This window comes from Hymenobacter koreensis, from assembly GCF_039541855.1.
GTDB classification, from domain to species: Bacteria; Bacteroidota; Bacteroidia; order Cytophagales; family Hymenobacteraceae; genus Solirubrum; species Solirubrum koreensis.
Genome location: NZ_BAABHA010000010.1, coordinates 367,709 through 381,071, shown reverse-complemented (window position 1 = coordinate 381,071; position 13,363 = coordinate 367,709). Strand labels below are relative to the sequence as shown.

General features: G+C 57.4%; 11 protein-coding genes, 1 tRNA gene and 1 pseudogene. 11 read left to right on the top strand and 2 right to left on the bottom strand.

Annotated features, from left to right (window positions below; genetic code table 11):
- Positions 1 to 108: 108 nt before the first annotated feature.
- From ABD903_RS15595 to rplT, 7 genes and pseudogenes are all read left to right on the top strand, one after another.
- Entirely contained in the window at positions 109 to 969 is an 861-nt protein-coding gene (locus ABD903_RS15595) for a tetratricopeptide repeat protein (protein ID WP_345225790.1), read from the top strand.
- A 171-nt stretch (positions 970 to 1,140) separates the two neighbouring features.
- Positions 1,141 to 2,508 (top strand): L,D-transpeptidase family protein, encoded by a 1,368-nt coding sequence (locus ABD903_RS15590; protein ID WP_345225788.1) that lies wholly within the window; start codon positions 1,141 to 1,143, stop codon positions 2,506 to 2,508.
- 66 nt (positions 2,509 to 2,574) lie between these two features.
- A complete protein-coding gene (locus ABD903_RS15585; protein WP_345225786.1) occupies positions 2,575 to 3,750 on the top strand; it encodes a tetratricopeptide repeat protein in 1,176 nt (391 codons plus the stop codon).
- 89 nt (positions 3,751 to 3,839) lie between these two features.
- The gene (thrS, locus tag ABD903_RS15580) at positions 3,840 to 5,795 is read left to right on the top strand and encodes a threonine--tRNA ligase (RefSeq protein WP_345225784.1); all 1,956 of its coding nucleotides are present in this window, start codon (positions 3,840 to 3,842) and stop codon (positions 5,793 to 5,795) included.
- A gap of 214 nt (positions 5,796 to 6,009) precedes the next feature.
- Positions 6,010 to 6,552: pseudogene (gene infC, locus ABD903_RS15575) on the top strand (translation initiation factor IF-3); the annotation flags it as partial.
- A gap of 206 nt (positions 6,553 to 6,758) precedes the next feature.
- Positions 6,759 to 6,953: a 50S ribosomal protein L35 gene (gene rpmI, locus ABD903_RS15570; RefSeq protein ID WP_345225782.1), complete on the top strand. Its 195-nt coding sequence runs from the start codon at positions 6,759 to 6,761 to the stop codon at positions 6,951 to 6,953.
- A 155-nt stretch (positions 6,954 to 7,108) separates the two neighbouring features.
- Entirely contained in the window at positions 7,109 to 7,456 is a 348-nt protein-coding gene (gene rplT / locus ABD903_RS15565) for a 50S ribosomal protein L20 (protein WP_345225780.1), read from the top strand.
- Positions 7,457 to 7,543: 87 nt separating this feature from the next.
- Here rplT and ABD903_RS15560 read toward each other — a convergent pair whose 3' ends face one another.
- Positions 7,544 to 7,924: a septum site-determining protein MinC gene (locus ABD903_RS15560; protein ID WP_345225779.1), complete on the bottom strand. Its 381-nt coding sequence runs from the start codon at positions 7,922 to 7,924 to the stop codon at positions 7,544 to 7,546.
- 248 nt (positions 7,925 to 8,172) lie between these two features.
- Positions 8,173 to 8,246, bottom strand: a tRNA-Met gene (locus tag ABD903_RS15555).
- Positions 8,247 to 8,382: 136 nt separating this feature from the next.
- On the opposite strand from ABD903_RS15555, the gene ABD903_RS15550 reads away from it, so the two are divergent.
- From ABD903_RS15550 to pnp, 4 genes are all read left to right on the top strand, one after another.
- Complete coding sequence (locus ABD903_RS15550) at positions 8,383 to 8,796, top strand: START-like domain-containing protein (RefSeq protein ID WP_345225777.1); 414 nt, start codon at positions 8,383 to 8,385, stop codon at positions 8,794 to 8,796.
- A gap of 154 nt (positions 8,797 to 8,950) precedes the next feature.
- Positions 8,951 to 10,390 carry an LptF/LptG family permease gene (locus tag ABD903_RS15545; RefSeq protein ID WP_345225775.1) on the top strand — a complete coding sequence of 480 codons (1,440 nt, stop codon included), beginning with the start codon at positions 8,951 to 8,953 and terminating at the stop codon, positions 10,388 to 10,390.
- 175 nt (positions 10,391 to 10,565) lie between these two features.
- Positions 10,566 to 10,841 (top strand): 30S ribosomal protein S15, encoded by a 276-nt coding sequence (gene rpsO, locus ABD903_RS15540; RefSeq protein WP_345225773.1) that lies wholly within the window; start codon positions 10,566 to 10,568, stop codon positions 10,839 to 10,841.
- A gap of 186 nt (positions 10,842 to 11,027) precedes the next feature.
- The gene (gene pnp, locus ABD903_RS15535) at positions 11,028 to 13,325 is read left to right on the top strand and encodes a polyribonucleotide nucleotidyltransferase (RefSeq protein WP_345225771.1); all 2,298 of its coding nucleotides are present in this window, start codon (positions 11,028 to 11,030) and stop codon (positions 13,323 to 13,325) included.
- The last annotated feature ends 38 nt before the right edge of the window (positions 13,326 to 13,363 follow it).

Sequence of the window (13,363 nt, the reverse complement as noted above, 5' to 3'; positions counted from 1 at the left end):
GCCCGGTGCCGTTGCCTCCTGCGGGATGTGCAACGATGCCGGGCCGCTTGGCGTTTAGGACTAAAACCAAGGTTTGCGTATCTTTTTTGCGCTTTCCGTCTGCCCGCTATGTTGTTTGTTCGTGTTTTGCCCTTAAACCTGCGCTGCCTGCTCATAGGCATGGCCTTGTTAGTGGCATTCGACGGCCGGGCCAACGACTCGGATGGTCCCGCAAATCCAGCGGCTGAAGTATCGAAGCTGATGGCCGAGGCGCGGGCACTGCATAAACAGTACCGCGAGTCGGCGGCTTTGGCGCGTTACGAGCAAGTGCTGAATCAGCACCCGCGCTACTACGAAGCCCTGTGGCGTGCGGCTATGCTCAGCGCCACCATTGGAATGCGCTACACCGATGAAAGTCGTAGGGCCGCGTATTTCACCTCGGCCCGCCAGTATGCCGACCGGGCCTATGCGGTTAATCCGCAGGGTGGGGAAGCGAATTATGCCGTGGCCTTCACGCTGGCCCAACGCGCTACCTTGCTGAATGCACCCCAGCGTATTCGGTTATACAAGGAAATGAAGCCCTATGCCTGGCGGGCCGTAGAATGCAGCCCCAACTTACCCGAAGCCTGGCAAATGCTTGGGCGCTGGCACTACCGTGTGGCGCATTTTAACGTGGTTGAGCGGGCTTATTGTCGGCTGTTCTTGGGAGGCACGCCGGCTGGTGCATCGAATACCCGTGCTATGGAAGCTTTGCGCAAAGCCCACGAGCTGGATCCGCGGCGCATTCAATTCTGCTATGATTTGGCTCGGGTATACCACAACCAGGGTTTAACCATCGAAGCCATGCAGGTGCTGGAACTGGCTGCCGCCCTGCCTACCGTTACCAGTGAGGATCTGGAAACCAGCCGCAAATGCACTAAGCTCCTAAGCCAGGTGCGCAAAAGCTGTGGCATGCCCGGTGACGTTTGTGCCCCTACGGCGTCCAAGTAGCTTGTTGAAGCTGAGCAGAGTAAAATGCTGAGCGGATGCGCTTACCAGCCAGAAAAGCGTACCTTAAGCAGTGATGGGAAGGTCCACTAAACCGTACCGGCTGCTATGCGCTCCAGTGGTTTTCTGCATGCGCGCTCAATTTTATGGCTGCTGTGGTCGTTGGCAGCCGCAGTGCCAAGCTTCGCTCAGTCCGAAGCGGCCGTAACGACCCGGCTGCAGTACTTGTTGCATCAGGATTCGGCAACGGTTTCTATTTGGACGCCTTCGGTACGGCATTTTTATCGTGTGGTGGCGTACAAGCCAGTCTGGACCGCAGAAGCGGGGTGGTTGCCGGTTGCTTCCGAATGCTTACGACTTCTGAGCCGGGCACCGGAATTTGGTTTACTGCCTGCCGATTACCACACAAACGCGTTACTGCAACTGACCGATTCGCTTCAGTGCCCCGCACCCGACGAGTTGCGGCTTCGGCAACGTATTCGCGCCGAACTGTTGCTGTCCGCCGGGCTCCTGCAGTTCAGTCAGCACCTGCGGTATGGTCGCCTAACCCAGCGGCCTTTTCCCCCGCAATTAGCCGCTGCTGATGCTGCGCTGAACGGCGTTGCGGTATTGCACCAGGCTCGCCGGGCCGGTGCCGTTGCGCAAACAATACTGGCCTTGCAGCCCACTAGTCGCAGTTATGTGCGGTTGCTCTGGGCTTGGCAGCATCTATTGCGCACCGACACCGTTCGCGCCCGTCGCTTAAAGCCACTAGTAGCCGTAAATCTGGAGCGCCTGCGTTGGGAGCCCCAGGCCGATTCGGTTTATCTAGTGGTGAACATACCGGCTTACGTCCTACAAATTGTGCGAGGTCCGCGCATAGTGCGCACCCACCGCGTGGTAGTGGGAGGGAAGGCAACTCCCACGCCCGAGTTTTATAGCCGCCTTACATACTTTCAAACTTCACCCGAATGGCGGGTGCCGCGCAGCATTGCAGTAAATGAGATTCTGCCGCGCTTGCGCCGTAATTCCGGCTATTTGGCCAGTAATAATTACAATCTGTACGACCACCAAGGTAAACTGGTAAAGGCGCAAGCGGTTAATTGGACTGCCATTACCCCCGAAAACTTCCCGTACCAGATTCGGCAAACCGCTTGTTGCGACAATGCGCTGGGCAACGTGGTCTTCCGGTTTCCGAACCCCCACGACATATACCTCCACGATACCCCGGCCCGGGAGTTTTTCGAACGACCTAACCGCGCCCTGAGTCACGGCTGCATTCGGCTGCAAAATCCCTTGCAGTTGGGCTCTTTCCTGCTGCGGCGTGATGCAAACCAGGATGCTACACCCCGCATCAAGCGCATGTGGGACAGCGTGTACAGCGGCGAAACAGTGATTTTTTCCCTGCGCCGGCCACTACCCATTGTTATCCGCTACCTAACCTGCGAAGCCGATGGACCGACGCTACGTACCCACGCCGATGTGTACGGCCGCGACGCGGCCCTGCTCAAGGCCTTTTACCAAATATCGGCCGAGCCTCTCCTGACAAACGCCGACCACTGAGCTTGAAACATCGTTGACCGGAGCACGGGTTGTACCTTTGCTGCGGTCAAGCTTGCTTCTTTCGTTGTGTTTCCAGTTCGTTCCTTTGCGTTGTTGCTCTGCGGTAGCGGGCTACTGCTTACCAGCTGTGGTGGCGATGCGCGTTCTGCGCGTACCTCTGAGCGGATGGTTAACCTGCGCACGGTGAAAAGCGGACCCGCCATTCAGGCCGCTGAACTCAACGGAGCCATTGCCCGCAAGCCGCGGAATGCCGCGCTTTATGCCCGCCGCGCCGCTTTTGAGGTAGAGGCCGGTAATCAGACCGAAGCCCTGCGCGACATCAATCGGGCCATAGAGTTGGACGATGATGCGCCCGGTGAATACTTCCTCATCAAGGCCCGGGCTCTGCGCGGTCAGGGGCGTTTGCAGGCCGCAATCGAAGCCGCTGCGCAAGCCCAGCAGCGCGGTTATAACCCGCCCGAACTTCACTTGCTGCTTGGCGAAACCAACTTGGCTGCGCGGCGCTTCGATTTAGCCGTTGATTACCTGGACCGAGTATTGCGCGACAACCCTGAAAACTCGTCCGCTCTATTCTATAAGGGGCTGGCTTATTCGGCCTTGCGCGATACGGCACAAGCGCTTGAGTTCTTGCGGGCCAGTGCTTTACGGGCACCCCGGCAGCCCGAAGTGCTTCACCAGCTCGCCTATTTATTGAATGCCAGCCGGCAACCCCAGGAAGCGGCGCTATACATAGAGCGCGGCCTGAAAATTGACCCGGCGCATGCATCGCTCTGGTACGACCGCGGCCGTGTATTTGATTACGCTGGTCAGCCCGACAGCGCCGCTCGCCATTACGCCCGCGCCGCCCAGCTCGATTCCACCCTCTACCGTGCCGATTACCGCTTGGGCTTGTACCACTACAAAGCCAAACGGTTTAGAGACGCTATTCGCCCGCTCAGCCGCGCCAAGCGGCGCAGCCAGTTTCTGCCCGATATCGGGCTTATGGTGGCCGATAGCCACGAGCAAATTGGGCAAAACGTTCCGGCCTGGGTGGCTTATCGGCAGCTTGTGCGTCAGTTCCCCGGCAACAAGCACTATACCTTTAAAATTTGGAAAATAGGTGGCCGAATTGAGCCGATCTTGCTCGATTCTCTTCGGCAGCTGTACGGCGCGCCGCCCGTGCCGCGCCGTGCTCCTAGCAGCCTTAGGCCCAGTTTTGAGCCTTTGGAAGCCAAAGAACCTACTTTGCTGACGCCGCGCTAGTCCCTCCGTGGGCATTTTACGACGTGGCGTGGTTTCCCCGCCCGAAGCTGCTAACTTGCGGGCTACTGCAGTTTTTGCCCTATTTTGGTATGATTGACATCACGCTCCCCGATGGCTCCAAGCGCCAGTTCGAAGCCGGCGTAACCGGTTACGATATTGCCGCGAGCATCAGCGAAGGCCTGGCCCGCAATGCCTTGGCCGTGCGCGTCGACGGCGAAGTCCGCGACCTGCACCGCCCTATCGACAACTCCGCCGCGTTGGAAATTCTCACGTGGAATGACGACGCTGGCAAAAATACATTCTGGCACTCGTCGGCTCACTTGCTGGCCGAAGCCCTGGAGGCATTGTACCCCGGCGTAAAGTTCGGCATCGGCCCGCCCATTGAAAACGGCTTTTACTACGACGTTGACCTCGGCGAAGGCCGCAGCATCTCGCCCGACGATTACGCCGCCATCGAGCAGAAAATGCTGGAGCTGGCCAAGAACAAAAGCCGCTACGAACGGCGCGCCGTGCCCAAAGCCGAGGCCGTTGCCTACTTTCAAGAGAAAGGCGACGAATACAAGCTCGACTTGCTCGAAGGCCTCGAAGACGGAACCATTACGTTCTACACCCAAGGTAACTTCACCGACCTCTGCCGCGGGCCTCACATTCCTGATACCTCTAACATTAAGGCGGCCAAAGTCCTGAACATTGCCGGCGCTTATTGGCGCGGTGATGAGAAGAACAAGCAACTGACTCGTATCTACGCCATTACTTTTCCTAAAGACAAGGAACTGAAGGAGTATTTGCACAAGCTGGAGGAAGCGCGCAAGCGCGACCACCGCAAGCTGGGCAAGGAACTGGAGCTGTTTGCGTTTTCGGAGAAAGTAGGAGCGGGGCTCCCCTTGTGGCTGCCCAAAGGCACCGCTTTGCGTGAGCGTTTAGAGCAGTTCATGCGCCGTGCTCAGGTAAAAGCCGGCTACCTGCCCGTGGTTACTCCGCATATCGGCTCGAAAGAGCTGTACGTAACTTCAGGCCACTACGAGAAGTACGGCGCCGATTCGTTTCAGCCGATTAAGACGCCGAACCCGGGCGAGGAATTCTTCCTCAAGCCCATGAACTGCCCCCACCACTGCGAGATTTACAAGACCAAGCCGCGTTCTTACCGCGACCTGCCTTTGCGCCTCGCCGAGTTCGGCACCGTGTACCGCTACGAGCAATCGGGTGAGCTGCACGGCTTAACCCGCGTGCGTGGCTTTACCCAGGACGATGCCCATATTTTCTGCCGTCCCGATCAGGTAAAAGAGGAATTCATCAAGGTTATCGACCTCGTTCTGTACGTTTTCCGCGCCCTCGGCTTCGAAGACTACACGGCTCAGATTTCCCTGCGCGACCCGGAAAACAAGCAGAAATACATCGGTTCCGACGAAAACTGGGCGGCCGCTGAAAGCGCCATTCAGGAAGCGGCAGTTGAACGCGGTCTGCGCACCGTTACCGAGCTCGGCGAAGCGGCTTTCTACGGCCCCAAGCTGGATTTCATGGTGCGCGATGCGCTAGGCCGCAAGTGGCAGCTGGGCACCATTCAGGTCGACTACAACCTGCCCGAGCGTTTCGAACTGGAGTACGTGGCGCCCGATAACTCGCGCCAGCGCCCCGTAATGCTGCACCGCGCCCCGTTTGGCTCTTTGGAACGTTTCGTGGCCGTACTCATCGAGCACTGCGCCGGTAATTTCCCGTTGTGGCTGGCTCCCGAGCAGTTTGTGGTTCTCCCCATTTCGGAGAAATACCACGGTTATGCCCGTCAGGTACAAGAACAACTGATGCAGGCCGACCTGCGTGGCACCACCGACGAACGGGACGAGCGGATTGGCCGCAAAATCCGGGACGCCGAGATGCAGAAGATTCCCTATCTACTGGTAGTGGGCGAAAAAGAAGCCGACAACGGCATCGTCTCCGTCCGCCGCCACGGTGAAGGCGACCTGGGCTCCATGCCCATCGACGCGTTCATTCGCAATTTTCAGGAACAGGTAGAAGAAGTAATGAGCGGGCGCGTCGTGCGCGTGTAATGCTTGATAACTGCCTGCCAATCGAGCTGAAACTTCGTTAGCCTGCTGCCGTAAACCTTGTCAGCGCGCCGGAAACAGTCGTTTCCGGCGCGCTGTATTTTGTGGTTCCAGAAAAATGGCGGATATTCGCCCGCTGATTCCATCGGAAAAGCTGAACCTCAATGCCTTTAGGCGGGTTGTTCTTCCGCAAGTTTCACCTTAAATCCTTCGTCTTATCAGAACCCCCAATCGCCGCCTCCCTCCACGCCAGGTAGAGGAGCCGTTCAAAATCAACCATAAAATCACGGCCCGCGAGGTTCGCCTGGTAGGCGAAAACGTGGAGCAGGGCATTTTCCCAACGGACCAAGCCCGCCGCATGGCCGAGCAACAAGGCCTCGATCTGGTGGAGATTTCGCCGACGGCCGTGCCGCCGGTGTGCCGCGTTATCGACTACTCGAAATTCAAGTACGAGCAGAAGAAGCGCACGCGCGAGATGAAGGCCAAGCAGACGAAGGTCATCGTGAAGGAAATTCGTTTCGGCCCCAACACCGACGACCACGACTACGCTTTCAAGCTCAAGCACGCTCAGGAATTCCTGAAGGAGGGGGCTAAAATCAAGGCGTACGTTCACTTTGTAGGCCGTTCTATCGTCTTCAAAGAGCGGGGTGAAATCCTGCTGCTCAAGTTTGCTCAGGCCCTCGAGGACCTGGCCAAAGTAGAGCAGCTGCCCAAGCTGGAAGGCAAGCGCATGTTTCTGTACCTTGCCCCGAAAGTGGCGCCATCGGTAGCCAAGCCCAAGCCCGCTGCCCCTAAAGAAGGCGAGGCCAAGCCCAAGGCTCCGAAAGCCGAAAAGCAGGAGTCCAGGAACGAAGCCGCAGAATAGATCTTCTTAGCTGCCTTGCGCAGCTTTAGCACAACTTTTCAGGCGAGCCGGCCCTAGGCAGCCGGCCGCCGTTGTTGTTTTACCTTTTTACACCTTTCAAAATGCCGAAAGTAAAAACCAAGTCCGGCGCCAAGAAGCGTTTCAAGCTGACGGGTACGGGCAAAGTAAAGCGCAAGCACGCGTTCAAGTCGCACATTCTGACCAAGAAGAGCACGAAGCGCAAGCGCCACCTCACGCATGCTACCCTTGTAAGCTCGGCTGATATGTCGCGCGTGAAGGACATGCTGAACATCTAGATTGCTACGGGTTGTTTGCGGCTGATGGGCTTATGCCTTATCAGTTCTCAATTCCCTGCTTTCAATCTGCCAATCATTTTTTAACCCGGCGTCCGGTCTGAAGACAAGCCGCTCTACATTAGAGACGGCACCGGCCGCCAAAAACTCAGTAGGTTATGCCAAGAAGCGTCAATAACGTGGCTTCGCGCCACCGTCGCAAAAAGGTAATGCGTTTGGCCAAAGGATACTTTGGTAGCCGCAAGAATGTCTGGACCGTAGCTAAAAACGCGGTTGAGAAAGGTTTGCTTTATGCTTACCGCGACCGTAAGGTTAAGAAGCGTGAGTTCCGTGCTCTGTGGATTCAGCGTATCAACGCTGGTGCCCGTCAGTACGGCCTCTCGTACTCGCAGTTTATGGGCGGCCTGAAGCGTGCCGGCATCGACTTGAACCGCAAGGTTCTCGCCGATCTGGCACTCAATCACCCCGAGGCTTTCAAAGGCATCGTGGAGAAAGTAAAGGCGTAAGCTCAAACTGCTTCAAAAGCAAAACGCCCGGTTGCTTTAAAGCAACCGGGCGTTTTGCTTTTGAAGCCAGTTAAGCGCGTTAATGCCCTAGTTGCGCGGAACGAGCACCACGGGGCGGTGGCTCATGCAAAGCTCAACGGAGGCTGCTAAGTGGTCGTAGGTAGAGCCAAGCGCGTATACCATTTGACCTGCCCTGCTTAGCGTAATTTGGGTAGGGGAGCCTTGAAAAGGAGGCAGGCGAGTAGCAACTGTGAGGGAATAGGCGTCGGGCCAGGAAGCTTCAAATGCCAGCGCTGTGCTTCGCCAGGGCGGTGGCACGGGGCGTACCGACATTGGCTGGAATGGCGCCAAGGTCTCGAACGCGGAGAGCAAATGGGGCATGAGCTCTTTAAGCTGCTCGGGGCTTACGTGTTCCAGCGCGTGTTCGCGCATCGTGGAGGTGAATTGATCGGGGGTGGGTAGGGCCATTGCAACGGGTGTGTGTAGCGCAACGAGGACACATCGGGACCTGCTTGCGCAAGGTTCGCAGCCCCAGATTGCTTAACAATACGGTAAAAACGTGCCTGAGTAGATATATTGTGTGCAGCACCCGTTTTTTTACCCCGAAAAGCATCCGCTGTGTAGTGCGAAATCACGCGGTTGGCCTATAAGGCTCTCAAAGCCAAGGCAAATAAAAAAACCGCCTTCCGGGTTAGGGAAGACGGTTTTTAGCTACGTAGCGGGGACGAGAGTTGAACTCGTGGCCTCAGGGTTATGAATCCTGTGCTCTAACCAACTGAGCTACCCCGCCGGTTAGTGGCGCAAAGGTAAGGCGAAGATTTCGAGCGACGCAAGCCTTGCTGGAAAAAAAACCCGTGTATCTTGCCGCAAACCGCTGGATGCCCTTAGACCAAGCGGAACCTTTTGCGTGCCTTTTCCGCTTGCTTATGCCTCTTTCCGCTACTCGCTCCAAACATCGTTTCGTTCACGAGTTCCCCGTAAACGCCTCTCCCAAAATCCTCTACCCTTACTTAGCATCGGCCTCCGGCCTGCGGCAATGGTTCTGCCAGGATGTAATTATGATCGACCACCACACCTTCAATTTTGTGTGGGATAATCAGCACCATTTCGCCGAATTAACCTCGCAGCGGACCAACCGGTCGGCGCGGTTCGTATTTCTTGACACCAACCGTCGGCACACTCCCGATGCCAACTATCTTGATTTTACCATCGAGTCCTCGGAGTTAACGCAGGAGTATTTTCTGCGCGTAGTCGATTATTCTGAAGAAACCGATGACCTGGAGTTGCAGGATATGTGGGACAGCATGGTGCAAAAGCTCCGGGAGCTGGTAGGCGGTTAGCGCACCAAACCGGAACGTGCTTCGTTTAGGCAAAAGGAGAGGAGGCCGCCAGCAAGCGGCCGGCCGCTCCTTTTTCTGTTCATGGTAAGGCTCCCCATATGCCGCTTACCTTTGCGGTCCTTTTCGATGCGCAGCCGTCGTGTGATTCTTGCGAATGAAGAAATTAGATAAGCTTATCATGCGGGCCTTTGTCGGCCCGTTCCTACTCACGTTTGCGGTTACGGAATTTGTTTTCCTGACGCAAACGATGATGAAGTACATGGACGACCTGGTGGGCAAAGACCTAGGCGCCGGGGTGCTGATTCAGCTGCTGGGTTTTTTCAGTGTGCTCATCGTGCCCATTTCCCTGCCGCTGGCCGTGCTGCTGTCCTCTTTAATGACGTACGGCAACCTGGGTGAGCATCACGAACTCACAGCCATCAAAACGTCTGGCATTTCTCTTACCCGCATTCTGCGGCCGGTAATGGTGTTCAGCGTACTACTTGCCGGCTTCGCCTTTTGGTTTAACGACACTATTGTGCCCAAGGCCAACCTGAAAGCGTTTAGCTTATTGTGGGACGTGCGCCAGCAAAAACTGGCCCTGGACATTCGAGAGGGGGTGTTTTACAACGGTATTCCCGGCTATACCATCAAGGTGGATAAAAAGCTGGGCGAAAACGGCGACCGGCTGCACGGCGTGATGATTTACGACCACAGCGGAACCAGCGGCAACGCCGCCATGATGGTGGCCGACTCGGGCCGTATGTACACCAAGTTTGGCGGGCAGTACCTGGGCCTGGAACTTCACCACGGTCGCAAGTACGTGGAACAGCCCAACGCCCGCGACCAGGCCGGGGCCGGCTTCGTGCAGCAGCGCTTCGAGAAAACGAATGTTACGTTTTCGCTGGCCTCTTTCAGCTTGGACCGTACGAACGTTGAGCTCTTCTCGGAGAACAAGATGATGAAGAACCTGCCTCAGCTGAACGCCTTTGTGGACTCGGTGCAGCGGCAACTTAACAAAGATCGGGAAGCGCTACTGCCCCAACTGAACATGTATTTTTCCTACCTCCGCTTCGATACCACCGGCCAGGCCAGCAACGCGCGGGTGGCCGACCTGGTAGTTCCGGCAACCCGCCTGAAGCCTCTTACGCCAACTACCATTCAAAGCGCCACGGGGCGCGTGCGTAACGCACAGGCCTTTGTGGCCAGCTACGGCGAACGTCTACATAATCAGGCGCGCGAAGCGGGTAATTTCCGCATCGAAATCTTCCGCAAGTACACCCAGTCGGTGGCGGTGCTGGTGATGTTCCTGATTGGGGCGCCGCTGGGGTCCATCATCAAGAAAGGCGGTTTGGGGGTTCCTGCCCTGGTTTCCATATTCTTCTTCATCATCTTCTACGTCGTGTCCATCATCGGCGAGAAGTACGGGCGTGAGGCCGTGATGCCCGTGGGACTGGGCATGTGGATGTCGAACCTGGTGCTGCTGCCGGCCGGTTTGTTCTTCCTCTACCAGGCGCGCCACGATTCCAGCCTGTTCGAAGTAGACTTCTGGCAGAAGCTGGCCCGCAAGCTGCCGAAGTGGTTGAGCCGCCGCTCGGACCTGGTACCCGGCTAAAGCTACAAAGCAACCTTGCACAGGCCGCCCCGCACCGATCATACGGTGCGGGGCGGCCTTTTTTAGTGCATGGCCCGCAAAAATCCCTTACCTTTGCGGCCACGGCGAGCTATGCCCGGCGTGAATTCTCTTTTTTCACTTTAATCTAAGACGGGGTTTGAATCCCTATCTGCCGATGAAACTCTCTACCGAAGCCAAACAGGCTATCTTCGAACAGCACGGTGTAGCCAAGACGGCCACTGACACCGGTTCGGCCGAATCGCAAATCGCGCTGTTCACCCACCGCATCAACCACCTCACGGAGCACTTGAAGATCAACAAAAAAGACTTCTCGACGCGTCTGGGCCTGTTGAAGCTCGTCGGTAAGCGTCGTCGTCTGCTGAACTACCTCCAGCAGCGCGAAATCAACCGCTACCGCGCTATTATCAAGGAACTGGGCATCCGTAAGTAAGCCCACTCCATGCCAGTAGGGAGCCCGCCGGCCGGGTTCCCTACTTTTTTTGCGCTGCCCGGTACCTAAACGGCCGGGCGCGTTGTTTTAACCCCGCCGACCCGGCCGCCGCACCTTTGGGTGCACTCACGCGGCCCAACCCGCTGCCCAAAGCTGTCCATCATCATCCAAGCTACCCCTGAAGGAATGCCTCCTTACAACGCTGTCACCAAAACCCTCGCCCTGCCCGACGGCCGGCAGATTTCCATCGAAACCGGCAAACTGGCCAAGTTTGCCGACGGCGCCGTCGTAGTTCGCCTCGGCGATGCGATGCTGCTTGCCACGGTGGTGTCGCAGCCCAGCCAGCGCGAGGGCGTTGATTTCCTGCCGCTGTCGGTTGATTACCAAGAAAAATTCGGTTCGGCCGGTAAAATTCCCGGTTCGTTCCAGCGCCGCGAAAGCCGCCTGTCGGATTACGAAATCCTGATTTGCCGCTTGGTGGACCGCATTCTGCGCCCGATGTTCCCCAAGGACTACCACTACGAGGTGCAGGTAATGATTTCGCTGATTTCGGCCGATAAGGAAGTTCAGCCCGATGCCCTGGCCGCCTTGGCCGCTTCGGCTGCCATTTCGATTTCGGATATTCCGTTTGCCGGCCCGATTTCGGAAGTGCGCGTAGCCCGCATCGACGGTCAGTTTGTCATCAACCCCAAGACGGCCGACATTGCTCGGGCCGACATGGACATCATCGTGGGTGCTACCGCCGACTCGGTGGCCATGGTGGAAGGCGAGATGAACGAAGTGAGCGAGCAGGAAATGGTGGAAGCCATCCAGTTCGGCCACGAAGCCATCAAGCAGCAGGTGCAGTTGCAGCTCGACCTCGCCGCCGAGGTGGAGAAGAGCAAAGTAAAGCGCGAGTACCCCAAGTACGAGGAGAACGAGGAACTGAAGAAGCGCATCCTCGACGCCATTTACCAGGGCGCCTATGACGTGGCCAAGAGCGGCAACACCAGCAAAGCCGGCCGTAAGGAAGGCTTCTCGGCGGTGAAGCAGCAGTTCTTGGACCAGTTGCTGCTGGAGCAGCCGGAACTTGACATGAAGATGTTCAGCCGCTACTATGGCTCGGCTGAGAAAAAAGCTATCCGCGACATGATGATCAAGGAGCGTACGCGCTTGGATGGTCGTCAGCTGACGGAAATTCGTCCGATCTGGAGCGAAGTGAACTACCTGCCCGGTGCCCACGGCTCTGCCCTGTTCACCCGTGGTGAAACCCAGTCCCTGACCACCGTAACCCTCGGTACCAAGCTCGACGAGCAGATTGTGGACCAGGCGATGGTGAAAGGCTACAACAAGTTTCTGCTGCACTACAACTTTCCGGCCTTCTCGACCGGCGAAGTGAAGCCTAACCGCGGCCCCGGCCGCCGCGAAATCGGCCACGGCAACTTGGCTATGCGCTCCTTGAAGAAGGTGCTGCCCGCCGAGGACGAAAACCCCTACACCATCCGCATCGTGTCGGACATCCTGGAGTCGAACGGCTCTTCGTCGATGGCTACCGTGTGTGCTGGCTCAATGGCTTTGATGGACGCCGGCTTGCCGGTTCGCGCTGCTGTTTCGGGCATTGCCATGGGTTTGGTGCAGGACAAGGAAACCGGTGAATACGCCGTACTGAGCGACATTCTTGGCGACGAGGACCACCTCGGCGACATGGACTTTAAAGTAACGGGCACTGAGAAAGGCATTGTGGCTTGCCAGATGGACATCAAAATCCAAGGCTTGAGCAATGAAATCCTGACCAACGCTCTGATGCAGGCCCGCGAAGGCCGCTTGCACATCCTCGGTGAAATGGCCAAGACCATTAGCGTGCCTGCTGGTGACCTGAAGCCTCATACTCCCCGTTCGCAGAAAGTGCTGGTGGACAAGGAGTACATCGGTGCCATCATCGGCCCGGGTGGCAAAGTGGTACAGCAGATCCAGAAGGATACGAACGCCACCATCACCATCGAAGAGAAGGACGACAAAGGTCACGTGTACATCTACGCGGCCAACGCCAACGACATGCAGGCCGCTGTGGCCCGCATCCGCGGCATTGCCGCTACGCCGGAGCCGGGCGAAACCTATACCGGTACCGTTCGCTCAATTCAGGCATACGGTGCTTTCGTGGAGTTCATGCCGGGCAAAGACGGCCTGCTGCACATCTCCGAAGTGAGCTACGACCGTCTGCCCACGCTGGAAGGCGTGCTGACGGTGGGCCAGGAGGTGCAAGTGCAACTAGTGGAAGTCGACAAGAAAACGGGCAAATTCCGTTTGTCGATGAAGAGCCTGATGCCCAAGCCCGAAGGCTACGTGGAGCCCACGGAACGTGCCGACCGGCCCGACCGCGGCCCGCGCCCCGAGCGTGGCGACCGTCCGGACCGGGGCCCACGTCCCGACCGCGGTCCGCGCCCTGACCGTGGACCCCGCCCGGAGCGGACTGAGTCCTCTAACAACGACGCCCAGAACCAGTAAGCTGCTGAAGCCGAACTTTCGGTCGGAAGTGGGCGTTA